This window comes from Alteromonas sp. CNT1-28, from assembly GCF_022348345.1.
Lineage (GTDB): Bacteria > Pseudomonadota > Gammaproteobacteria > Enterobacterales > Alteromonadaceae > Alteromonas > Alteromonas macleodii.
Genome location: NZ_JAKREZ010000014.1, coordinates 63,819 through 89,073, shown reverse-complemented (window position 1 = coordinate 89,073; position 25,255 = coordinate 63,819). Strand labels below are relative to the sequence as shown.

Sequence of the window (25,255 nt, the reverse complement as noted above, 5' to 3'; positions counted from 1 at the left end):
ATCCGATCACTTACGGTAAAACTGGCAGGGACGAAAAAGAAGAAGAAAAAGCGATCGGATAAAACCGAAACGACCGATCGGATTCACCGAAATACGCAGCCCCATAGCCGATTTGCAATTAAACCCTTCCGATTCCATTAATTTATTTAAGTCTGCAGTAGATGGGGCTGATAGGATAGAAATATGTGCTTTTATTGTTTGTGGAGCTTCTTTTAAAGCCGTTATACTCCACTCTGCTTCATAGGAAAAACTTCCTCCACGTTTTTCCTCTACAGTTCCTTTGACAGTATTATGTGGTTGAATTGAGCACAAGTTTTCATTTGCAATTAACTTCGCGGCACATTTTTTCAGTAATTGAGGGAGGTAAAACTCTCTATCTTTCTTGTTTATCAAGTAAGGTAAGTCTGCCTCTTCCATATACCCAATAATCTTTAGGCAAACATCTTGTTCTTTTTCCAGCTCAAGTTTCCTAGGAAAGCTTATTTCAACTCTACCTTTGAAGTTGTTTTTTAAGTATTCACGAGACGCCCTATAAATCGGATTGATTTGTTCCTGATTCAGCCCTATCAGTTTTGACTGTGTAATGTTAAGTATTGGAAATGACGCCACCTTTAATACTTCTAGATAATCAATTAATAGAGAGCGGTATGAATCTCTTTTACTTCTAAAGGAACTCGTTAAATCTTCTAAAGTTGTATAAGCAAATGGTGGGATATCAAAAGATGCAAGGGACTTTGCATATGCAATAGCTGACTCATCTTGTATTTCTTTATCCAATCCCTGAAATTCAGCTTGAGATTGAACATAACTAAGGTTTTCGGCGCGATCACTCAGCAATTCATGAAGTTCTGCGATGTTATTGATGGACGCTTCCTGAGCAGATTCTTCAATTTTTAACATACGGAAAATATGTAAAGCCAATTCATACCCCAAAATGTCTTCTATGGAAGATTGAATTGTGATCCGATTCCCTGAATTGTCTGAAGCCTTAGTTGTCATATGAACGTCCCTTTCGCTTATTTACAACTAGTATATCTCAAATATGAATTTAATTAATGGTTCACCAGGAGCACGGTAAAAGCTTCATGATTTAATAAATTCTAGGTGAAGGTGGTGATAGTTCAAAGAGCTATCATTTTCGATACTGAATCATAGGGAGCACTGATTATCAATTTCATTTGCTAAGGCTGCCGCACCCAAATTATTAGGTGCGGATGAGCCGAATAAGTTTCTACGTAGGTTGTTTTAGGTGTGATTATTTATCAGCTTTCAATAGTTTTGAGAATTCAGCTGTAAGAAGCTCTAAATCATCTTCTCTGCTTTCAATCTCAGTCTTTGTATATTTAAGCTCTGAACTAAGGCTCTCAACAGTCTCAGAGGAGAGTTTGTCTGCATCGTCTGTAGATACCCCTAGCTTTTGTGAAATATGGCTGAGGCTCTTTTCTAGGGAGCCTAGGGTGTCATTATCGATATCGATATCGAAGTCGTAAATGAACGAAGAATTGTCTGGTAAAATTACTTCCTTATTTTTTGTGGTTTTTACAAAGGCGCTCTCTTGTTGGTGAGTCTTACTAGCAGGCGTTTCCACTTTTTCAATTGGCTTTTCTAATGCTTGAATCTCCTTGTTTAAAGCATCGACCTCCTTTTCTTTAACTGTTTGTGCTTCCAGAAGTTTATAAATCCAATCCGTTGACAGGTTAGGCTCAGAACCCTTTAAATCTATTAAAGAACTATTTGAAGGAAGAATATTTCTTTCAAGGGAATATTCAATTGCCTTAGATAATTCTACCTTTTTCAATAGCTCATTTTTCTCTTTTTCGCTTGGAGGCAAAACCTCAAGAAGTCTAGTGATACGAAAATTTCCAAGCTCTTTGGTGTTAAGCCTTATATTGAAAAGCTGGGCCCTCACTAGATTTGAAGACTGAAATATATAGCCCTCACCCTCAATTTGTTCTTTTACATCTAACCAATTTAGTCTGTCTATTTCCTTTATCTGAGCCGATAGGTTGCTTTTGTAAGCGCTGAAATCACCTTCATTCCAGCCATTACTTTCTGCCACATTCATCGTTCCGCCTAAGCTTTTAAACCAATCCCAAGTCTCTTTAACATCTTCTTGTGGGCCTAGAATCTTAAGACGTGTATTACCAAAAATCTGTGTTGCTTCCTCTTTTGATGCCTTGATGAAGCCTGCCAAATCTTGTCCACTAAAACATACACCAATTCCAAGCCCGCGACCTTGAGTTGCGGCAACAGCAAAACCTTCGATTGCTACCTCAGCATATTCATCGATGATAATTAGACTAGGGTTTTTCTTGTCTATAGGAAGGTTGTTAATAATGTCATCTAAATCACCTTCTGAGTCTTCACCTAGTCCTGTTGATATAGCTACCCGTATTCCCGATAGTGCAATTTTTCCTTGTACTTGCCTTTGATCCTTTGATTGCTCTGTAGCTGGTACGAAAACACCTAAAAGGCGGTTGTTGAGAATAATATCTCGAAAATCGATTTCGCCTTGCTCACACTCAAATATGTGGCTGTACGCACTCCCAAGTTCAACAAGGGGTTTTGAAATGTAACCTAGGCCGAAACCAAACTGTCTGTGAACTTCAGATGCTTGCTTAATCCCGTTCCTTAACTTATCTGGATTGTCTGCATCAAACGAAGGGAGGTTTTCTAAGTAACGTCTAAGGGCACGCTGCCTTTGCTTTGACACCTTGTGAGGTATTTCAATAGTTTCACCAGTTGTTTCATTCTCTAGAGGTATTAGGTGGTCATTGTGTTCTGGCCAAGCTAATTTGCATAAGACTGGAATCGTAAACCATTGGCCAATTAAACTCGGGGTGATATTTACTAACTTTTGGTCACGTAATTCTACTACACATGGCAAAAATGCCTTTAATCCTCCAACAGCCTTATCTCTGAAAACTTGGTTTTCACCCTCGCCAGGAGGCATCATATCTTCCAAAAATTGTTGAACAACTGATGCTGTACCTACCGCGAACATGCCGCAGGTGTTACTTACTTTCTTCCAGTGAGAATGTTTAACCTCTTTATTTCCAGTCCGATAGTTCATTATACGGATGCTGTCTTCTCGCCCGGTTTTGCGGCCTAAGAAATACAGTTTTTCAAGCCCGTCTGGAGCAGCTTTTGCATCGACATATATTAGGGCGCCGCCTGTCATGAAGCTACTAGTTGCAGCTAGAGACCAAAGGAATTCTGTTTTACCACCACCAGTGGTAGATATAAATAAGAGATGCGTTAATAGATCTTTAGGGACAATCCACAATTCTAATTGCGTAGACAGCTCATTACCCATATGGATAGTTCCACTTGCTTTCTCAAACTTGAATCTGTCAGCAACCGCAGGCTCATGATAATCAGTCTTGTTCATCCAGAAAGGAAGTTTAAGAGGCAGGACGCCAATTTTCTTTTTATCGAGTTTGGAGTTGACATGTAAAATCAGGAAAACAATTAGACATACTAACCAAATGGCAGGGATTAGGCACACCAGAGTTACGATACAAATGTAACCAAAGGCTAGGTACTCTCGTAATCTTAAGCTATCAAGTAGTTTTTTGAGTTCACTACGAGTATCAACGTATCTTCTACGAGCTTCTAGGTTTCTATTGTTCTTAGGGGCTCTATTATCAAACATCTTCTTTCACAACCTTTGCTAACCAGCCTTCCGTTTCACCAAGAAATTTTTCTAGTCCATCGATAGCGCTTTCTATTTCTGGGTGATCGAGTCCCATTTGAACATTTTCTTCTCGAAGGTAATGAGCCCTGACTGCTGCCGCCTCACAATAAGGCATTTGGCTTCCACAGTTCTCGAGAGTGAACCAAAGTGACCTGTCAGTGTGTTTTATCCAGTACATATGGCTCGTATAGAGTTTTCCTTTCTTTCGAGCTGCTTCCATAAATCCAGTAATCAAAGTCAGTTCAAATGAGTGGCTATTAACCAGCGCCTGAAATGGCTTCAAATCTTCATTCTCAGACAATATTTCATCGATTTTACTCTCGTCGAGATAGTTGAGATTTTTTACCTTCTTTAAACTGAAATCTTCGTTTATCTGGCGCTGTAATTTAATGCTTTCGGCAACACCACCTGAATCAACTCCTTTCATGAAAAGAGTTGCTATCGCTAAAAATGCTCTCCTTTCTAGAGGCATGCTTTTCCAACCTGAATATCGAGGGCCAAGTTGTTTAGTAAAAAATCCTTTCGCCATTTTCCTATTTAACAAGCACCTACCATGCAATATAGGAAGGCCTTCGAGAGTGTCTGTGTATGAATTTTTGATGACGATGGACTCACCTTTTTGAATGTTTTTTTTACCAAATACCGGAGTTAGTATTCTATTGGTGTTATTCCCAACATGGTCAATATCAAAGACGGTTATCAAGTTGTTTTCAATAGCGAGTATAAGAGGTGACTTGTCCCTTGCTAAAGGGCCGATATCAGGGTCGCATTTGACCAGATCTTGACAGATGACAGGGTTAAGATGGGGGTTGTATTGCGAGCCCACTTTCAATATATCGTCAAGGTTATATTTCTTTTTTAAGCTTCTATGCCTTTGGTCTTTATAGACCTTAATAAAGCTGACAGTAATGAATAAAATTAAAAATGGACGGAAGTTTTGTCCTAAAAACTCCAAGTATAGGATAGTTTCTTTTCCACTCATAAACCTAGGGTTAGTAGAGTAAAACTTATCTTTCAAAGTGCTAATAATTTCACTTGATATTCCAGGAGCGAAAATGTTTGCTAAGAGCTCCCCAAGCTCACCCATTTCAGTAAGAGCGGCAACGATTTCAAGATTTATCTTAGCCACAGAAGTAATAGCTGTATTGATATTGACGCTAAAAAGGTACCAGCAAAGGGAGAGAAAACCTAGAATACAGCCCATGATGATTAATGGTGTATTTCCCTTATCTTCGTTATTTCCCGACATTGTCGTACTCCTTATAAGTCTCAAAGCTACTTACAATGAACAAAAGTGATAATGCCAGAGTGGTTAACACTCCGTACCCAGACAAGCTAAAGGTGTTGTTGTTGATTATTAAGCTCACGCCGAAAACCACTGTCATTGAAAAGAGGCATAGTGCTAGACCAAATATAGCGAGCATCTTTTTCTTCAGAAAATCCTTTTCTTCAACAGTGAGTTGGTCTGGTGAAATGTCAGATTTATTGCCCTTAATCGTACTTAATACCATCGCATAACTATGTCTAGTAAATGCAAAAAGGGGTATCCCACCAGCATTAAGCCCTTTGTTAAAATTTGTTTTCAAATTCCTAGTTCCTGAAATTCTCTGAGCAAACCGAAGAACTTTTCCAGTAGACTGGTCGTGGGAGATTCCAAAAGCGTGCTTCCAATTACCTCTTTCAAGTTTGTAATGCTCTAATTTCTTTATATGCTGGGATAATTTTTCTGCGTGGGCCAGGTTCAGGGCGTAGAATTTCCGACGGACTTGAATGATCTCTCCCGTTTGTTTGTTTTGATAAGGAAAATCGCCGTCATAAAGTTTGGCTTTTTTATTTTTTGATAATATTAATTGTTCAATATGGAATACGAGGCTCATGACGACACCTTAGTGTTTGCGATAGTTGCTTCTATTATTGATTTCAAAAGGGATTTGAATTTCATCTCTACAACTTTGAGATTTTCCTTGCCTTCAATTCTTCCGAGCTTATTTATCCTTCTGCGTTCCGCTTCCTCCATAACAAGTTGCCGATGTAATGCTATGATTTCGTCTAGTACTATTGCCTTAATATGAGAAAGAGCACTGTTGCTGATATTAAATTTTTCTAAGGTCGCAAATGTTTCGGTTAACCCAAATTTAACCTCAGCCAAGTGTTCGGATATAGAACTGCTGTCTTCGGTTAAAGAGCTCGTGTTGAAGCCGATGGCAACTAGAAATGATAGATCGAAAGATTGAGCTATATTCTGCGGCGGTAAGGTTTCATAAGTGCTCAGCTCTGAAGCAATGTCAAATAAGCTCGCCAGTTGTGCACTAGATAGTGAGTCGGCTTTATCTTGTTTTGCGACTTCCTCAACACACCGTAGAATTGAAGTTCTTATTATTGCTGCTTGACGCTTTTCTTCTTCGTTGTTTTTAGTATCTGGCAAAAGCTCATTTGAAAGGCTTTGAGTTAGATCTATGAGTTCCTTAAGATTTTTTTCTGCATCCTCTCCTTTCCAAATACATGCTGTTACGAGAGAAAGTCCTACTTTAAGACCATTTAATGAACGCCTTAAATCAAGGGTTAGTGTATCGGCTTGGCCGGCTTGGACTGTGGCCGCTTTGTCTTCATTACGGGCATCAACTCGTTGTTCTTGACCTCTAGCCATATCGATCGCTAATTGAGCTGCGTTCACAATGCTGGCCCCGATTCTTGTTTCACTAAATCCTTTTCGTTTGTTGGCAAGCGGAACTTTTCTCTAAGGGTATCGATGTTCACCAACTCGGCAACACCAACTACATCCTCTATGTATAAGACACCACTTTTTCGAGAGCTTTGGTTTAATGAACTTGCGTTGAGTGTTTCATCTATGACGTAGGTTAATAATATTATTTGAATCGAAAGTGCATGCAGCTGGGAGTTAGAATCCATACCTGTGTTTTTTAATGAAACTCGCTCTCCCAGTATGCCCTTATCTGTGCTAATTACTTCCATGATCTCAATGCCGTTAAAAACCTTATTGACCGGCGTGTCACCAAATATGAAGGTTTGAGAGCGCTTCAATAGTAAAGACAGAAACCCGTATGCACTAAAAGCATTTCCCTTAGCAATTGAGTAAGTTTCATTTAGTAGGCCTTTTACAGAGTGGATATTTTTTAAAGCCGCATATTCAGAAAGAACATCGTTAATGTGGTCTAGGATATGAAGAGAACCTGCTGCCTCCATAAAGCCGCATCTGCAAGATGTAAGCTTTTTCGACTCTATATTATTAAATTTTAGTGTAAGACCACACGCAGGGCACTGCTTAATGTTGGGATTAACTTTGAACGTATTAGACATAAAGACCATCTTAGAGAAGTAACTCAAAGATGGTCTTTCTTCAGTAACAATTATTCAATCGAGAATATTGAATAAATCGGATTACTCTAGTTTAGAGTGTGTGTAGGTTCATTAATATCTACTTCGTCATCTCGCTGAATTTCACTAAGCATAACTCCCCAATCAACGACCTCTTCCGTCTGCGAGGCTTCATTTGCAGCAACTAATAGTTCCGCGTTTAGCTTTTCAGCAGCTTTTTGCAAACTTTGCATTTCCTCTTCTTTGTCAAAAGGCCTCTCAATCTCAGTTTTAAGGCTTTCAATACTTTTTTCGTTGAAAGTAATTCGATCCTTCACTTCACCAATGAACTTCTCTAGCTTATCTTGGAGTGTGGAAATATCGCTAATTTGTCGACCTACGTATGGGTGATTTGATACTTGAAAACCTTCTTTACTGTCATGATAAATTTTAAGTCTATAAACCTTTTTACCATCTTCTGAATCTTCAAGCCTGAACTTAATTTCCATTCCATTGTACTCTCCAACCGGCACAGTAAGAGGCGGAGCTTTAACTCCTTGAAGTTGGTCAAAGATACCTTTTACTCGATCCCCAGCGCTTTTCAGGTCGGGCATACGCATACCGTCAACCACTAAATTCATATCGCCAATGACTTTAGATAAAAACTTCCCTTTTTCATCTAGTAAAACTTGGTCCTTTTCGATTCTTTCATTTTTATACCCAACTTGATGAACCATTGAACGTTTGTTGTCGATATAGCCTCGGTACTGCCTTTCTAAATTTTTTAGCTTCGAATCAACGTCGATTTTATCTTTAATTAGACTATTCCCAGTCGCTATAGCCATCATTTCAGTATATGTAGCATCTGGCTCTTCCGTATATTCACGAGGAGCGAGTTCTGGCTCTAGCTTGGTTTGCATAATGAATGTGGCCTTTCTTTTCATCGTTTCCCACATAAATAGGTCAAAGCTATTCTCTGTGGAGTAGCGGTAAACATTTACTTCGCTATGCTGATTTCCGTGTCTTTCTATTCTTCCAAGCCTTTGCTCCAAGTCTCTGGGGTTCCAGGGAGGCGTTAACTCATGCATTGCTACCAAGTTTTGTTGGATATTATTACCAACTCCAAACTTGTCCGTTGTTCCAATAGCTACCGCGTACTTGCCGGAGTTCATTCCGTCTTCAAACTCTTTCTTTTGGGCTTCTGTATTAACTTGACGACTATCAATGATTTTTTCGCGTGGGATACCACCAGCAACTAGCTTATTGATTAAATCATCATAAACGCTGAAGCCTTTTTCTGAAGGGTTAACAAATCGGTCAATAAAGACTAGCTGAGCCCGGGTTTTCTCATCTTTCTTTCTGAATTCAGAAAGAATATTTTCTGAAGCTTTCATTATTTTGCTAGAGGGAGATTCTGGGATATTAGGGTCTATGCATCGCATATCCATTGCCGCCCTCTGAGAGTCATGTTGGATGCTGAACCAAGTTTCATCTTTACTTCCATTTCTGAAGCTTGTAGCTCTTTTGGCTATGTTTTTCATAAAAGCATCGAAGTACTCGTTACCATTTGCTTTGACCGCAATTTTGTTTGAATTTGGCTTTTCTACGCCAGCCATTTCAGCTGTTACTACATCAGCGATTGTGCGGTATAACTTTCCTAGTTCTGGTAGATTGTTAAATTTGGCTAGTCTTGAGTTTTCTCTATAACCGGTACCTTCAGGGTTGGCTTCAATGGTTGAAACTACCTCACCAAAAACACTCATAAAATTGTCGAACTCATAAACCCCAAGCGCTTTAAGTTCATCAGGTGCCAATACGTATAGATTTACAAATAAATCGCTCATGGATTTGCGAATATCGGTTCCCGTGGCCCAGACTACGCCTTTGCCATCTCTTAGCTCCTGAATGAATCGAGTCATGAAAATCATATTCATAGCTCGGTTGCTCTCTTGAGTATTTACGCCATTAACATGGCCCATGTTTGACGGAGTACCGAGGTTTAGGAAGTTGTCAGCTTCATCTACAAGTATCGTATCTATCCCCAGCTCGTCCAAATAAAGTAAGTTGTCTTTCTTTTCTTGTGATAAGCGTTTTTGTATTTTATTTTCTAGGTTTTTAATCTTCCGCTGCGCTCTTTTATTGTTTTGGCCATCCATTGCTTCAGCATTTTCAAGAGAAGAGCGATACTCGTTTAATTGAGCTTCGAGTTGATTAGTAACAAATTCCGTAGGAGCTGAGAATTTATCAAGTGTGCTATGAGCTACAATAATCGCATCCCAATTCCCCGTTGCTATGCGTGCGGTTTGTTCCTTTCTTTTTTCCTTGGGCATATTTTTGGGGTCTAGCGCGAGAATTCTAGCGTTAGGGTAGTGCTCTTGAATCATTCTGCTAAGTTGACCAAAGACATTGTTTGGCACTGCTACCATTGGCTTTTGATGTACTCCTCGTGCTTTTCCTTCAATTGCAATTGATGCCAATTCAAAACTCTTACCAGTACCCACACCATGTGCTAACAAAGCTCTACCCTCTACAAGGTAACGCATTAGAGTATTCTTTTGCGTTTGACGGGGGTCGAATTTCTTTCCATTAAAGTTTGGATTCAAACCGGTATATTGAATGTGTGAGCCATCATATTTTGCGTTAACGAATACATTAAAACGCTCATTGTAGACATCTTCTAAATGCTCCTTCCTTTGAGGGTTCTTCCAAACCCACTCTTTAAATTCAGTCGCTAGGTCTTGAGCTTTTGCACTAGCAAGTGCTGATGCTTCAGAATTGAATACAGCTTTCCCATCAATCGTATCGAATACATCAGTTTTAGAACCGTTCATCACCTTTTCAATGAGGTCTACCGCATCTCTTCTTTCTGTACCAAATCTATTTCTGCTTCTGCCACTATTAGATGAGATCACATATTCGGATACATTCAATGACCACTCAGCGTTCACGAAAGATACGCCGAATTGCCTATTGGGCTTGCTCTCGAATGGTGTTTCCTCTCCAGTTACAATGTACTCCACGAATCTACTCATAGTTGAAGCTGGAATCCATGCTGTGCCTAATCTCACTTTGATCTCTTCTGAGATAATTCTTTGAGGCATGACGCTTTCTAAAGCTTTAACATTCTTTTCAAAGTAAGGATTTAGCTCTGCAGCAGCTTTAGCATCTTTCAACTTAGTGCTGATATTTCCCGAAAGGTAATTGCCTTTGAACATCCATTGGTCTGTATTAGGGTCAAGGAAAAGAAGGTCTCCCGAGTTTTCTACAACATTTTTCCAATCTTTATCGAGCAATTGAGACACTAACGTGGGATTTATTTCACCGTATTTTGCAATAGATATGAATAATGCGTCTTCCAACGATTCTGCTTGAGTAATATCTGGGTTAATTCCAACTGTTCGTTCAGTGAATATCTGTGCCTTTACTACGTCCTTTGTTTTTTTGTCGATGCTTTCTAGTCCAAGAAGAAGGGGATAATCCGGGTCTTCTTGAAATACTTGTTTTGTTGTTGTGGCGTTTAATACCCCATGCTTTTGAACATGACGTTCATAGGCCTCGTTCAAATTGTTTAATGAAGCAAGAAAACGAGGGTCATTCCCTTCTGTTTCTAATTGGGTTTGTATGTGAGTTCGACAAGCATCTCTAACAGAAATCAGGCTTATCAGACGTTTAGCTTTTACACCCGAGGTTTCCAGAGGCTCCATTACGAGCTCGTGGTCATCTAGGTCAGGATTATATTTGGACACAGCTTTGCCAAGCTTACCGTCTTTATAAACAAATGAGCCGGGTCTAACATCTTCTACTAGCTTTATTACTTCAGAGTTATCTTCGATTATCTGAATTTTAGTTTCTTTCTTCGACACATTACTTAGAGGTTGAAGGTTTTCAATCTTGGTTTGCACCTCAGCTATTAAATCACCTTCAAATTTTGATGAAAGTGATTGACCGAATTGTGTCTTCACCGAAGTTAATTCGCCTACTATCATTTCAGGGTTATCAACAAAATAACTATTTAAAGTGTGCTCGTGGAAGTGGCCATTTCTATCTTCAGCTTCAACTTGTTGAGTTTTGAGCCATGCGTTGTCGCCTTTGACCTCACCAGGGAGTCTTTTACGAAGGAAAATGATGTCTGAAGCGACATTGGTATTTGCGTACTTGGTAAAGGTGTTTGAAGGCATTCTTATGGCAGAAACTAAATCTGCTGTCTTGTAGACGTGCTCTCGAGCTTTGCTTTCGACTTTGTCTAGAGTGCCGGTGGAAGTCATGAAAGCGACTAAACCGCCAGGCTTAACTTTATCAATGCTCTTAACCATGAAGTAGTCATGAATTTTATATCCATATTTGGCATAGTCAGAGTCGTAGACTGAAAAGTTTCCAAATGGGATGTTAGAGGTTACAAGGTCAAAGTAGTTGTTAGGTTGAGTAGCGTTTTCATACCCTCCAATCTTAACTATATTTTCGCCAAATAGTTGTTGAGCAATTTTACCAGTTACAGTATCTAGCTCTCTCGCAGTAAATGTTGAGTTATTTTTTAAATGAGCAGGCATTGCAGATATGAAACCACCAGTTCCGGTCGATGGATCACTTACTTCACCACCTGCGAAACCAATCTTTTCTGCACCTAAGTGGATTTGCTCTATTAATGACGGAGGTGTGTAAAATGCAGTTAATGCCGAAGCTTTAATCGATTCATATTCTTCGCCGGTAACTAACGACATCAATTCCCGACGTTCTTTGATGTAAACGTAATTTGTAGGGTCAAACATTCCCGGCATGCCACCCCACCCAGAGTAGAGTGCTAAGGTGTTTTTTTCTTCGTGAGTAGCAAGTCGATCCTCATCTTCAATTTGCTTACTCAATTTGAGAGCTGATAAGTTTAATTCTATTCGTTTAGGTAACCCGCTTATACTATCTTCAATATCTAGTGGGAAAGAGTATTCGGCTCTTCTTCTGTTGGATAATTCTTCTGACATACCAATGATTTGGCTGTTACTTGTACGAACTGGTGGTACGCCGCTAGTTCGTTGTAATCCGTCGTCTGAGGTTGTGGATTTTCTGCTTCCACCTGCTCTATCGCTTGATTTAGTTCCTCCGACATTTTCTTGGCTTTCATTTCTATCCAATTCACCCAGGTGTTCTCCTTTTTCATCTGTGCTGTCAGAATTGGGCAGAACTTCTCCATGTACTCCATCAAGTCGTATTTCATCTGCATTTTTGCGTACTCTCTCTGTTAGTAGGTTATTTACAGCTTCTGCTACAAGGCGCTGTGCTTCTTCAATATTGGTAGCTTGAGCCAATGTGCTGCCGTCTTTGCTGTATCTAAATTCTTCTCCAATGAGCTCTAAATCATAGCCCATGAAAGATTTTACTGAACTATCAGCATAACTCTGTAATAAGACTATCGCCTTTTGAACTGCATATGCCTTATGTAAATCTGTCTCACCGTCTTTTAGTGAAACCACACTTCCCAAGGTTTTTTGTAATGGGCCGTTGAATTGCTGTTTTATATTCTGAAGTTCGTTCTCTAATTTAACGGGATCTAATCTAACAAGTTCACCTAAGTTAACAGGGGACTCTAGTCCTGAAATTCTTACTTCTTTTTCCCCAGTAAAGATTGTCTCACTTACCGCGCCAGCAGTTGGAATTTCATTTTCCCAATATAAAACCTCATCACCGTTTTCAAAAATTGGAGTTACGTCTATGACTTCTGAATATTCAGTTAATAGTTCTAACGAGGGATACTCATCACCATTCGAAGACACATACGTGTGGTTGAAACCATTTAATTTAATTTTAGCTGAAGAGGTTTCAAGGCGATTTATGTCAACGTCTGGGCTACTGAGATATTGATACTTTATGTACTCCGCCTCACTACTATCATCTTTCAGAATTTCAGCTATGGTAGACTTGTTCAAGAGAGTTATAACACTAACATCGCTGATAGTTTTAACTTCACCAACATTAACGTCCAAAATTTCGTTATCAGATATACCAGGGTGGTAGCCGAAGTTTAACCCATCCTCAATTGCCTTCTCATAGTTCATATTTAAAATAGAACTTTTCGAATTCTTAGCTGCAGAACGGAAAAACTCCGTTACTTCGTCAGCATCATCTACGTTGACATACTCTGCTAAAGCTTCAAGGTCTTCATTAGATGTATCCGTGCGTTTACCTGTTTCAATCAGTAGTGCAGCTGTCCTTGCTCTAACCGAGCGTATAAGTTCTTGGGTAATAACTTCGCGGTCATCGCTACTAACATCTGCTCCGTATACTACACTCAACTTTTTAAGATCCGGTAGGCTCAGCTTCTGTATTCTTTCAAGGCCTTTTTCATCACGTGGATTATATAAATCTACATCCATATCAAATGAAAGTGCGGCCTCTGTAGTGGCGAATTCTTCCGGTGATAATTCGAATATGTATTTGTCATATTTAGAAGAGTACAAAGCATTTTGAGCAGAAGGGTTTGAAGAAACATTACTTTTCCAAACTGGTTCAATCGTGACAACACTTCCATGGATTTCAGTTATTACACCGGCACGACCGTTAGCAATAGCCAATCTCCCAGTTTCGACATTTGCAGAACTGGTTTCTGGAACAAATGAGGCATCATCCTGTAAGCTGCTTTCGACGGATTGATCCACATCCAAATGGTTAAACAGGCCATATAAATCATTAATTGAAGAATTGACGCTTTCCACAGGTGATTCATCAGAAAGTGATTGAGTTGTTTCTGTTACATGCTCGTTGTGAGTAATTGAAATCGAGTCTACCGCCAGCAAGTCTCGAATCACTTGTTTATAGTCATCAGAAATGCCAGGTTCTAAATCATTTTTGAGCCCAGTGATTTTTTCAATTAGATCATCTTGAAGTGCATGTCTAATTCTCTCTTTCGCTACTTTTGATAGTGCACTGAAGTCATCGTCAAAGCCTTCGCTTAATAACTCTGAAAAGCCTTGTTGCTGCTCCTCTGACAAGCTATTAACATCGAGGTCGGTAACAAATTCAAAAAGCTGAAGCGTTTCTTGATTTTTCTCAGATATTAAGACATCAAATAGTGGTTCAACATCAGAAAATTCATAACCTTCTGCCCTATAAGTTTCCATCAATGCAGATAAGTCGCGAATGCTAGTGGTGTTTAATGTTAACGTCTTAGCGTTATATTCGGTTGAAACAAACCCTTTTTTGGCAGCGCGAATAAGTACAGCGTTTCCTTCGTTATTCTTAAGAGCTAAATAACCTTGCGTGCCGATAAAGCTCTCAATAGGTGCTAAAGCACGTTCAAGAGCTTTGTCAGAGATTGGGCTTAACCCAGCCTGTTGAACAAAATCATTATCAAGACCGCGGTTGAACCCTACCATTTTGTCGTTAACAACTGTGTAGTAAGAGATATCAAGAGGGAGTTGTATATCTGACACAGACTTGTCTTTAGTAAGTGAGTACAAATATGCATGTGAGGCATATTTAGCGTCCTCGATGCCGACAACATAGCTTTTTGAAGTGTCGCTATTCTTTAGAACTGCGCGAACCTCCGGTGATACTAAATTAATATTATGGAAGGTTTTCTCTATAGATAATCTAGACTCATTGAGTGACCGAATTCTTTCAACATAGTTGATAGCTTTATCAATGTTATGTTCATGGCCATTAGCTATTAAATCTATGTCTCGGTATACAAATGCCGGTAGTTTTTTTGAACTCGAATTATGCTGAATAGCATCTGATATGTAATTAAACTGAGCTAACTTTAAAGACGTCAATTCGCGGAGCTCTTTTAGTTTCGATTTAATTGCTATTGCGGTGGCTAGATTTCCTGTTTGATTACTAACTCCCAAAATTCGTGAAAACTCATTAAGCGTTTCAGAGTCAAAATCAGCGATTTCTTTTGTACTTAAAAATGTTAGGTCTCTACGCTTGCTCCAAGTATCTACCACTAACTGCGCAACAGTTGCCTTTTCCATTTCGGCGCTTACATTTTGAACATGATGAAGGTCAGCTAGTAGGAGGTAATCATCTAGTGAGTACCTTTCCAAGTTTTCTTCATTGGTTAACTCGACCAGTGTTACTGATTGAATAGCATTAATATTTTGCAATGCATGCGGTGTTTTTGCGTAGTCTTTAAAGGGCAGGGGAGGTAATAGAGTTGCATCTAAACGCTTAGCATTTAATACATTGATTAAATTGGTAAATTGCGCTGAAAGAGAGATGTCTTGTTGAATCGTTGCACTTGGTATAAAACCGCCTAATCGACCAATGATTTCATCTTGCTCAATGGCATGAATCGTTTCATAGATTGAGTTATAAAAAGCTTTAAGTGACTTATAACCTGCGTCACTCAGAGATTGATTGAGTTCCTGCCTTGAAATCTCTGATGAGTCATTTTCTAAAAACGGATTGCGATTGCAAAAATACCCATCTTCCTTGAAGGTTTCTTCGAAAAACTCTGTGTAATTTAGCCCTGTATTAGCCTGCTCCGAAGCTACAGAAATTAGCTCAGATAGTTTTTCATTCAGGGATAGTTTTTTCTTTTCGACAGATACAGTCTTATGTTTGAAAGCTTTTTCTACTATGGACTTCGATTCATTATCGAGTGTAACGCCGTATTTTTCGTTAAGACGAGACATTAGTGTGTCAAAGTCAATACCGTCGTCGTAATACGCTTCAAATGCAGCTTCAATTTGGGGACGGGTAGGCTGCTTAGTGAAGGTAACATTCTTGTCAGTTAAATTTAAAAGTTTATTCTCATTGCGCGAATAAAAACTTTGGGCCTTGTCAAATTCCAAAAAAACCTTAGTGATATTTTCAAAACTAACCACATAGGCAGAACGTCCATTCAAGTAGAGCTTGTTTAACAAAACTTCATCATTTTTCGTCGACTTAAATCGCTCATGTTTGAGTTCTGTGATGGTGCCATTTGCATCAACAGAAAGGTACATGTCTCCTTCTTCTAAAGCGTATAGTTTGATTTCATCGTTAGAAAATATTTCTTCTCCATTAACGCTTTCTCCATTAAGAGCAAATTTTAATGTTGACGGCACATTTTCTTCATCTGATGAAAGGACATTATTCGTTTGCTGAGAAGAATATATATCGCGGTAATGCCTGTAAAAGTCATTTATTGACTTAAAATCAGTTAGGTGTTCAATATCTTGAAGTAAGACTTCACTCTGCAATTCTCCCTCAATAAAATATGGATTATCAGCGACCATATCAGGAATACTTTGCTTACCTGAAAGGTATTTATTGAAAGTTTTTTCGACCATTGCCCCTTTAATGTAAACAAATTCAGCAATGTAATCTTTGATACCTTCTAAACGCTCTGCGCTGATGCGGTTGAAGACACTGAAGTATGCCGACGACAGAGATAAAGGAGTGAAATTTTCTAAATCTGCAATCGGATGTTGTTTAAGGTTTTTAAGGTCAGAGGTCAACTGTTGATAAAAGCTCTGCACTTCCCCTTCCTCATAACCAACTGAGGCAGGACTGTTCTCAACAAGTTCAATGAACTCATCATGTTCGAAGCCATTCGATACCAATAGGTCAATCGCATCGTGTAATTTGCGAATTCTAATTTCCCAATCAGGAAAGCCGATGCTTGAATCATCGATTCCACCAGAAGTAACTTCTTCTACGCTTAATACGGATGGGAGGGGGTGAATTGTAGAAGGTGCAGCTACGTTTAATTCAGTTGGCTCCTCTTCAAATAAGTCGAACATTGATGATTGTGGGGCAACATCAGTGTTGATTGATTGTTCATTAGGCGCGGGTGGAGTGGTGTGCACTGTGTTTGAGGTTTCTTCTAGGTGAAGATCCGATTCAGAAGCATTTTCATTGGATTCCTCAAAAGATAGAGGTGCTTCTTGCTCAGCTTGTAGGGGCTCTGTTATTAATTGAGCGGCTTCTGCTGCCTCCCCATTCGGCGTCTCAGAATGTTCCGCTTCTACTTCATCAGACTCACCTGTTGAAGTATCTTCTCCAAAATCATCAACATTTGTCGGCTCACTTTGTGATACTACTTCTTCATTCGTGGATGAACTATCTGAGCCATTTGGAGCGGTCAATTTTTCTTCTAATTTGTATTTTTTGCCAATCTGGTACCAAAGTGGGACTGAAGACAAATACTCTTCTTCTGTCATCTCTGAATTTGATAAAAGGTGTTCACCTGCAAAATACGACTTCTCTAGAAGTTCTTTGTAAGTAAGCTTTTGCCCATTGGCTTCTTGCTCTTTTTTTGTTTTAGCAATCAGTGCTGCAAACCAGTGGCTGTCTCGAGGGTTTTGCTCTTCATTGATCGAGAGTAAGGTTTGAATTTTTACAATTTCTAGGACGGAAACGCCAAAGGCTTCGGCTTGACGCTTTATTGGAGCATAGTTGATGTCACTAGAATTGAAATCTCTTGTATACGCATCGAAAGACTTTGGAATATTTGAGGAAAGAAGCCGATCATCGAGAATATCTTGAATAAGGTATAGGGCCAACTCATTTTCGACAATTATACCCTGTTCAGCCTGATCGAAATTGGTTGAGATAAAGCCTGTTTTTGAGCTTATTTTTTCAATTAATTCTTCAGGAAGGTCACCTCTGATTACAAATCCCTTTTCATTGGAGCGATACCTCTTTCCAATATAGTTGGCTGGCGCACCGGTTAAACTATGCAGCTTGCTATTGAGGAGATTTTTTAAGTGGAAAGGGGCAATGTACTGACCTATTGCGTCATTATATATAGCCGTCTTGCCAGGCATGCATTCTTCGATTGCCTTTGCGATTGGGTCAGAGTATATACCGTTAGATGGGTCATTGATTACCAGGTACTTTTTTCCAGAAATGGAATGAGTTTTTTCAATGATTTCTATTGGAAATGGGCTGTCGGCGGTTACTGTATTGGCCTCTACCTCTTCAGGTGGCAAAGGTCTAGGATTGACTTCAGTAAAATTACTATCGTTTTTTTTCTGCTGTGATTTTTCCGCTTCAGGGACCTTAAACTCAAGTAACTTTTTAACTACACCAGCTTCAAAGTTAGAATATCGTTCGAGGATGTGAGCAGTAGCGCTTTCTGTGGCCTTCGCTAGGTTTTCAGCCGATTCGAACTGAAGCCTTAATTTATAATATTCAACAAGGTTTTTAGGCGGCGGGTTGGCGTTCTCTATCTGCTTTCGTACTTCACTTAATCCACCTTTTTGATGTAGGTCGTTAATATCTTTATCGTTATCGTCATTACCATAATATGTAAAATCAGGTACCAGCCAAAATACGTTATTCTCCCAAGCAGCATCTAAAGCTGCCATAGCACCTATATTCCCATCTTTATGATTTTTATCATTATCACCAATTACAATGTGCTTTCTATCTGGATTATTATGAACTGATAGTGTGACTACCTTTTTGAGGTTGTCCTTGTTTAAACCAATTTTTCCGAAATAGTCAGTAGCTGCGACCGAAGATAGCGCATCTGCCATGCCTTCTGTGTAAATGATAGGTTTAGTCCCATCATCGAAACCAACTCTACCATGAGTGCCAATAGGCTGGTTAGTCTTAGAATCCGTGAATTTAGTACCTTTTGTAAAAGTTTTATTTTCATTTTTTCCTTTTTCAGTAACCCACGGATTATCATATATTTTTTGTAGCCCAACGAAGTTATTCCACTCATCGACAAGCTGATACATAGAGTAAGTGCTATTAAATTTATTGGCTCCAGCTCGCAACTCAATCAAAGACGTATAATCGGTTAGACCTTTATCACTTATATACTTCTCATTACCCTGTAGTTCTGAACCACTATTCCAATCCACCAGAGCTTCTTCTTTATTTAAAAGAAACTCAGCCTCAATTTCTAAGGCTCTTTCTTCAAGTCTTTTCTGATTGTCCAACTCTCGACGCTCAAGTGCTGCAGAATCTACTTCTGGCTTCTTCAAGTTGCCAGTACCACGTTCTTTTTCAAAAAGGCTGAAGTCATACTCACCCGACTTAAACTCGGTGAAGAATTCCCCGCCTCCCATTTTTTTATTGATAAATTTTAGATAAATCGATAGTGTCTGCTCTTCTTTTCCAGTTTTCTTATTCTTAGTTCTATAGGTACTTGAAGCAGCGACTACGCTCGCACTACCTTTATGAGATTGTTTTAGAACTTCTACGCTTTTTTCATCGACATTACTTTTAAAGATCGCAGAGCTCGAATTAGGTGGAGGGACGATTATGTTTCTGGAAGTTTGCGTCCAATCAATACCAGCTTCTTCAGCAAGTGTGTTCAAAGCATCGAAATGCGCATCTAGTAGAGCATTAGGTGAGTCGTTATATTTTATTTTTTGCCATTCAGCATATGACGGAAAGGATGTGTTGTACGATGTAGCCCCGAAACCCACCGGGTTAAGTGGCTTCTTAATTAAATCACCAAGCAAAGCCTCAAGTGTGATCCTTTTTGATTCATTGAAAGCCCAACCCCCACTTACTTCTTTTCCATCAAGTTGTGCTGAACCAATTTCTTTTAATTTCGAGCGGAATGGCTCACTTTCTGTTCGACCTCTAACGTAAATACTATTTGAGGATGAAGATGCGCTTGGCTCATCAATGTAAATTGCTGGTTCGCCTGTAAGGTCACTTAAAACAGCACCAACTTCTTTTGAAATTGAGATAGGAAATACATAGCTATTGTCAGACTCTCTATAAAATGGCTTATTAGCGCCACCAGCAGAGATTATTCGATCTTTATATTTAGCTATGTCGGAACGTGAACCTTTGATTGCTACTCTCGAAAGTTGCCCTGAAGTATTGAGTTCTTGGGTCATACGTAACGGGTAGCCTTTTACGCCTTTCTTATCATTAGCGCGCTTCTCACTAGGGGCTGACAAGTTAAAACTTGTAGCTTCCTCGTCCGAGTGAGCGCCTACGATGCCACTTATGTCATTGACTACCTTAGCGCGAGGTAAGGGCAGGAACGTATCAATTTGGCCAGTACTATTGTTCACCGCGATAGCTGTCAGTGAATAGGCTCCACGCGCCTTCCCGTTTACTTTGGTTTTGTAGTGTTTAGAGCTTGCAATTTTTTCGAGGTTAGTTGGGTTACCGTAACTATTAAAAGATAATCTGGATAACCCTGAAATTTCTACAAATGAATTCGCCTTTTTTATTTCAGAATTGATGATTTTGAGCGTGTTGCGAAATTTGTTGTGACCGTCATTCTCCTTGTAGAGCCTTTCAATGGCCGCCTCAGGCGTTTCATTAGCCAACGCAAAAAACTCAAAGGGCATAGCTTTTTTGGTTCCATCAGCAGTTCTTTGACCAATTCGAATCATTACTCCTCTAGCATATCCAGGAACTGAGTTCGTTGAACCTCTAAGAGCTTGAACCAATTTTTGTCTAAGGCCTTGTATGTTATGAATAGTTTCATAATTAGCATCAAGGGCTGTCGCACCTAATGATTTGAATTGCCCTTTTTCATTGTTTCTAACCTGAGTTTTGCCGTCGATTTTTAGTGGCGTTGAATAGGTTTTTTTGTGCTGTGGATGCTTATTTAGAGGTACGGCATAATTTGCACTATAAAACCCTGATTCCGGTCTAATCGCTTGTACACCGTAAGCTATAATGGTGGAGCCAACTGGGGCGAATGTTTTTGCATCAGGGTTTGAAAGATTTTCGATAAATGAAGTCGTATTTTGCTGCTTATTTTGAACTAGCGTAACCCTCTTATCACTTCCATCTTTAACCTTTCCAAACAGGTAGCCCTTGTTTCTATCATAACCAGTAATTTCAATAGCGCTGTAATCGTTAAACTTTTTCATATCAACCTACCTGTGGAGCAAAATCATGTGATTGCTCGCTATCTCCGTTTAAATTTAAATTGTGTGAATTCATATCCAGAGAGCCATTCCCTAAAAGCTCTTGTTCAATTGTTGTGTATTGCTTCTCTACAACGTCTCTTAATTCATTGAGGTGTTCGTGAACTTGGCCCCGAGTTTGACCAGAGAGATGAACATGATGAGAACTAGACTCAAATGTGGATTTATCGATTCCAATCATTTCTAGGGAGTCAACTACTTTTGATTTGTCTGGTGCACCTAAAGAACAGTATTTACCGGTATCCACACCGCGGATTTGAGCTTCTTTTATTAGTGCAGGGATGTCATATTTGACTGATTTGTAGAAATGCTCTGGGATATCGGAATTCGAGAGTGCTAAAACAGCTGAATCAAGATCAAACTCTTTTCTAGAGCCTACTAATACTGCAGGGTATGGAGAGGTGAAACCTGCTGGAACGCCTTGTACTGTTTGCGGTAATAGTTCCCTAGCTTCTGCAAATGCTTCTTTTGCTTTCGCTTCCATCATTCGTGCTATTGCATACTTTTTAGCAACTTCTTCGTAGTCTGATTTTTGCTTCGTCGTTAAATCGACATCTTGAGTTTTTTGGAATGAGGGCTTTATCCCATTGAGCATGTTATTCCAGTGTGTATCACCAGTTTTAATTATTTGCTGGAATATTTCCGGCTTGGTTTGAATGCTATCTTTTTTAATAACTACATCGTCACTTGAGCTTTCGGCTTTCTTAGCAATTTGTATTGCTAAAGAAAATCCTTCGGCATCGAGGCCAGCCATGGAAGAAATAGTTTTGGCAGTATGGGGGCTTACGGATATATTGAACTGATAACTGGACGATAGATCATGCAAATTATTGGATGCAGCCAACTGAATAAAGTGATGCCTAATGATGTCCGACTGGTTAAGTATGTCTTTAGTGCTTAGCTTATTTACATAGTCAGTTTTGATATCGTAGGCAAATTGTGAACCATTTGACTCCCCTAAATATGAGTCGATATTCAGAGCCCATGGTAGCTTTCCAGCGAATTCCCTTGCCTGTTCAGAGCTTTTTATATTTGTAGCGTCATTGAAGCCATATTTTGATTTGGTTACCTGTCTTAAAACAGCCTTTAAATAGCCCTCTTCATGAACACTGGCAGATGGAGCCCTAATAGCTTCTAAATTCTTCAGAAGATAGACTTCTTTTGCTTCATAAGTAGGATAGTATTCGCCTTTATCAAAAGCCCATAGAGCCCTAATATCATGAGCTGTTAGGCCTGATGATTCTTTAATTAGCCTAAGTACCTGACTTTGTTTTAAAGTCTTGGAAGCAGCATCCAGCCATTTTTGTGCTTGTCTGATTTCGACTGCTCCTGAAGCTACTTGAGGCATTCTCTGTAATAGAGGTTCAAATTTACTGTAGGTAGATTCAGCATCATCTTGGATAGATTTAATCGTTTCTTTTTTGTCTAACAATACGAGGTTTGGCATATCTCTATTCCTTGCAACATCATGTAATAACATTACATGCGCGTTTATCTCTGTTGTATGTCTCTAGCTTCTGATTGCTTCATAGATGATGCAGAAGGAATGGAATGCACAAAGAGCTTCTCTATGGTGTCTCGATTTGTTGTACCTATACGTTGATATCCCCGTTCCGTTAACGCCACGATGTAGGGGGTTACAGGACTGGGCTGGTCAAAAAAGGCGGCCATGTTTGCTTTAAGGGCTAGCGCACCTTCTCTGGTGGAGGTATTAGAGTCGTTAACGAGTGCAGAGAATGGCTGATTTTGAATTAGACGGTGTAAAAGAGCTTGTCTCTCACTGTTCTCGATTACAGATAACAGCGCGACTGCCTTATCTACAGAGTCTTTAGGTTTTACAAAAGCCACTGGAATGAAAGTAACTTTAGTTTGATGAGACTTAGCCGATTTCAATATAAAATTGAATTCATGCTGGCATGCAGGACAGTTAAGGTCTACGAATACATAAACATTTTTATTACCTTCCCCAAATGTCACACCGGATAATGATTTGTAATCGCTAAATCCATCGTCCTTTGTGCTATTAGCAAATTCACTCGAAGAAGATGGTTTATAGACTCTATCTTTATCGATGCGAGTTTGGTCTTCAAAGTTGCCGTCTAAAAGCGCAGACGCGGTACCTTTTTTTAGCTTGTCAAAATGCTTTTTTGTTTCATCTGCTAATTCTTGTTTTTTTTTGTTCGCAATGGCAATTGCTTCTAAGGCAGGTATCTTGTGAGCGTCATCTATACTGGTAATGTGTTTAGATAGCGCGTTTCCTTGGATGATCGTTTCCATATCTGGTAGTAGATAAAGGGAGTATTGCTCACCTGTTTCTTTGTGTGCGAGAAAATGAAATGCACCACCTGGTACTTGCTCGAACCCCGTAACGTGTGTGCCAACTCCAAAGTACATTGTCGCTAGGCCTTTAGCATTTCTCTCCACCTGCTTTAAATAGTTTTCAAAGTCTTTTGTTTGAGCGCGACTGGCGAAGCTCGAACTCAACAATATTATAGCGATTAGGACTCTCATGAATTACTCCAAAATTCTATTGGAGTTAATTCTATAAATCCTCTCATCCCACACATACATCAAATGTCTGATAAATCGGGTTTCATATTGTGAAGTTAAGGTGACTTTCGGATGATCACTTCAGTTTATAAACGAGGTGTGTATGAATAGGTTAAATCTCAAACTTGAAATTAATGTTGCTTCTAAAGGAAATGTCGCAGTTGACTGTGTATGGGACGAAGAGTTTCTGTCTTTCCCTTACAGCCAAAGGTTAAACCTTCTGCAGCAAATCATTATTTCAATGCAGGTATACCTGAACCAGTTAAACGTTAATCTCAATAAAATTCAGATAGATAAAGTTCCTGTTGGCAAAGGGTTCATAGATTATCAAGCTCCGGTAGGGGAGGCAGAACCCCGTGAAAAAGCGAGGATTGACTTCGAAGGTTCTCTAGAGGATATAGCACCAGAACAACGTGCTGTATGTATTGCTGCATCTGTCAAATACCTTATTGGGGTTGGACAAATATTCATGGCTCACCAAGAGAAGCATAAAAAATGAGCCATGACGTAAAGCAAGTCTATATTGATGATTCTTTATTAATATTTGCTGAGAAACAAAATAAAAAATTAGAAAAAAAGATAACGATTCTGTTTAAGGCATTTTTGTTCATAGTGCTTTGTATCGGACCGATAAGCTTGTTTCTAAGCTATTTTTCTAACCAAACCCACATTGAAAAACCGGCACTAATCGACCGCGATAACAACGTTGAATATGTGGAGCCATTGGTCAACCCAAGCATCAATTATACGTATGCGGGTGACATAGCAGAGGACTATGCAGAAGATTTACTTTCATTCCACTTCCTAAAAATCGATAAGCAGATACAAAGTCGAAATTCATATTTCTTCCAGGGTTACTTTGCACCTCTATACATGGAGCCATTAATCGAAAGCAACTCTATCAATAAAATTAAAAATCAGAAGCTTATCGTAACTGCTACAACAGTTAGGAAGCCTCGATTGCAAGGCGTTTTGCTAGATAAAGGATACCGGACTTTCATATTCAATATTCCGATTATCCAAACAATGTACGGCCCTTCCGGCGACCCAGAAACAAAGTCATTAATGCTTCATATGCGATTACGCCAAGTTGTTAGGACAGAAAATATAAACGGTTTAGTTATTAGCGATTTGGGAATAAGAAAAAGATGAGTGAAGAGAGAGATTACAACGAGGAATTAGAAGCAATCTTTGGGAAGTCAACTGATTTAAGGGTGGCTTATAAAGATTCTGGAATGTATCCATCACAGATAATTTTGGATAGGAACATGTTCCTCCGTAGAATAGTGAAAGTATGTGTCGCCGGTATCGGCCTAGCTCTGGCATGTCTAATGGTGCTCTCATTTGGCTTAAACAAAGCTGCTAACAAAGATCCTATTAGCCTTGCCTTTTTACTTTCTCCTGAGAACAGTGTAGTTGAATTACAACAGACATCGCTCCCAAGTATAACTGAGAAAGATGTTCTAAAATTCGCTTCAGACAAGGTAAAGGAATTTCATAAAATTTCGTTTACTGACTATATAGAATATATCACTTCCCTTGAAGATGAGTTCACCAACCAAAGAGCTTTTGATAACTATCAATTGCAGATGATGAACTCAAAGCTCATTGACCAAATTACATCAAGAAAACTCACCTCTTGGTCTGAACCGACTTCTGCTCCGCGAATAGTCGACTTTGATGAAGATAACTATATTTGGCATATCCAAATGACCTTCGACTGGTTTATGGGGGGCGGAAATTACTCAACGAACGGTCGCGAATACCAAATTGATTTGATTATCCATTCTGTAAGTCGTGATAAGAACATTCGAGGCCTCGCCGTAGATTCTTACTTCTTAAAATCAGTTAGGGGCTAACA

The 25,255-nt window shown here is 39.3% G+C and carries 12 protein-coding genes; 3 read left to right on the top strand and 9 right to left on the bottom strand.

Annotated elements, in window-relative coordinates:
- Positions 1-6 precede the first annotated feature (6 nt).
- The 9 genes from MHN02_RS10805 to MHN02_RS10765 form a co-directional block, all read right to left on the bottom strand.
- Positions 7-999, bottom strand: coding sequence for a hypothetical protein (locus MHN02_RS10805; protein ID WP_239246023.1), 993 nt, complete (start codon positions 997-999; stop codon positions 7-9).
- Between the two features lie 256 nt (positions 1,000-1,255).
- Positions 1,256-3,655, bottom strand: a complete 2,400-nt coding sequence (locus MHN02_RS10800; protein WP_239246021.1) for a TraM recognition domain-containing protein — start codon at positions 3,653-3,655, stop codon at positions 1,256-1,258.
- A complete protein-coding gene (locus MHN02_RS10795) occupies positions 3,648-4,946 on the bottom strand; it encodes a hypothetical protein (RefSeq protein ID WP_015068601.1) in 1,299 nt (432 codons plus the stop codon). The genes MHN02_RS10800 and MHN02_RS10795 overlap by 8 nt, the downstream gene beginning before the upstream one ends.
- The gene (locus MHN02_RS10790; protein ID WP_239246019.1) at positions 4,933-5,574 is read right to left on the bottom strand and encodes a hypothetical protein; all 642 of its coding nucleotides are present in this window, start codon (positions 5,572-5,574) and stop codon (positions 4,933-4,935) included. Before MHN02_RS10790 ends, MHN02_RS10795 begins: the two co-directional genes overlap by 14 nt.
- Positions 5,571-6,371: a hypothetical protein gene (locus MHN02_RS10785; protein ID WP_239246017.1), complete on the bottom strand. Its 801-nt coding sequence runs from the start codon at positions 6,369-6,371 to the stop codon at positions 5,571-5,573. The genes MHN02_RS10790 and MHN02_RS10785 overlap by 4 nt, the downstream gene beginning before the upstream one ends.
- Positions 6,368-7,015, bottom strand: coding sequence for a hypothetical protein (locus MHN02_RS10780; protein ID WP_015068604.1), 648 nt, complete (start codon positions 7,013-7,015; stop codon positions 6,368-6,370). Before MHN02_RS10780 ends, MHN02_RS10785 begins: the two co-directional genes overlap by 4 nt.
- Positions 7,016-7,101: 86 nt before the next feature.
- The gene (locus tag MHN02_RS10775; protein ID WP_239246015.1) at positions 7,102-20,787 is read right to left on the bottom strand and encodes an N-6 DNA methylase; all 13,686 of its coding nucleotides are present in this window, start codon (positions 20,785-20,787) and stop codon (positions 7,102-7,104) included.
- A gap of 1 nt (position 20,788) precedes the next feature.
- Positions 20,789-22,291 carry a hypothetical protein gene (locus MHN02_RS10770; protein WP_239246012.1) on the bottom strand — a complete coding sequence of 501 codons (1,503 nt, stop codon included), beginning with the start codon at positions 22,289-22,291 and terminating at the stop codon, positions 20,789-20,791.
- Positions 22,292-22,335: 44 nt separating this feature from the next.
- Entirely contained in the window at positions 22,336-23,355 is a 1,020-nt protein-coding gene (locus MHN02_RS10765) for a hypothetical protein (protein WP_175578051.1), read from the bottom strand.
- A gap of 142 nt (positions 23,356-23,497) precedes the next feature.
- Between MHN02_RS10765 and MHN02_RS10760 the strand changes: the two genes are divergently transcribed.
- Genes MHN02_RS10760 through MHN02_RS10750 form a run of 3 tightly spaced genes read left to right on the top strand, consistent with a single transcriptional unit; the run spans position 23,498 to position 25,253 of the window.
- Positions 23,498-23,893, top strand: a complete 396-nt coding sequence (locus MHN02_RS10760; RefSeq protein ID WP_015068609.1) for a hypothetical protein — start codon at positions 23,498-23,500, stop codon at positions 23,891-23,893.
- The gene (locus MHN02_RS10755) at positions 23,890-24,546 is read left to right on the top strand and encodes a DotI/IcmL family type IV secretion protein (RefSeq protein ID WP_015068610.1); all 657 of its coding nucleotides are present in this window, start codon (positions 23,890-23,892) and stop codon (positions 24,544-24,546) included. The genes MHN02_RS10760 and MHN02_RS10755 overlap by 4 nt, the downstream gene beginning before the upstream one ends.
- A complete protein-coding gene (locus MHN02_RS10750) occupies positions 24,543-25,253 on the top strand; it encodes a DotI/IcmL family type IV secretion protein (protein WP_015068611.1) in 711 nt (236 codons plus the stop codon). The genes MHN02_RS10755 and MHN02_RS10750 overlap by 4 nt, the downstream gene beginning before the upstream one ends.
- The last annotated feature ends 2 nt before the right edge of the window (positions 25,254-25,255 follow it).

Bases quoted from the DNA above. Each gene is read 5' to 3' on its own strand.
- MHN02_RS10755 (WP_015068610.1), top strand. From the start codon at position 23,890: ATGAGCCATGACGTAAAGCAAGTCTATATTGATGATTCTTTATTAATA.
- MHN02_RS10800 (WP_239246021.1), bottom strand. From the start codon at position 3,655: ATGTTTGATAATAGAGCCCCTAAGAACAATAGAAACCTAGAAGCTCGT.
- MHN02_RS10770 (WP_239246012.1), bottom strand. From the start codon at position 22,291: ATGCCAAACCTCGTATTGTTAGACAAAAAAGAAACGATTAAATCTATC.
- MHN02_RS10760 (WP_015068609.1), top strand. From the start codon at position 23,498: ATGAATAGGTTAAATCTCAAACTTGAAATTAATGTTGCTTCTAAAGGA.
- MHN02_RS10765 (WP_175578051.1), bottom strand. From the start codon at position 23,355: ATGAGAGTCCTAATCGCTATAATATTGTTGAGTTCGAGCTTCGCCAGT.
- MHN02_RS10780 (WP_015068604.1), bottom strand. From the start codon at position 7,015: ATGTCTAATACGTTCAAAGTTAATCCCAACATTAAGCAGTGCCCTGCG.
- MHN02_RS10775 (WP_239246015.1), bottom strand. From the start codon at position 20,787: ATGAAAAAGTTTAACGATTACAGCGCTATTGAAATTACTGGTTATGAT.
- MHN02_RS10750 (WP_015068611.1), top strand. From the start codon at position 24,543: ATGAGTGAAGAGAGAGATTACAACGAGGAATTAGAAGCAATCTTTGGG.
- MHN02_RS10790 (WP_239246019.1), bottom strand. From the start codon at position 5,574: ATGAGCCTCGTATTCCATATTGAACAATTAATATTATCAAAAAATAAA.
- MHN02_RS10805 (WP_239246023.1), bottom strand. From the start codon at position 999: ATGACAACTAAGGCTTCAGACAATTCAGGGAATCGGATCACAATTCAA.
- MHN02_RS10795 (WP_015068601.1), bottom strand. From the start codon at position 4,946: ATGTCGGGAAATAACGAAGATAAGGGAAATACACCATTAATCATCATG.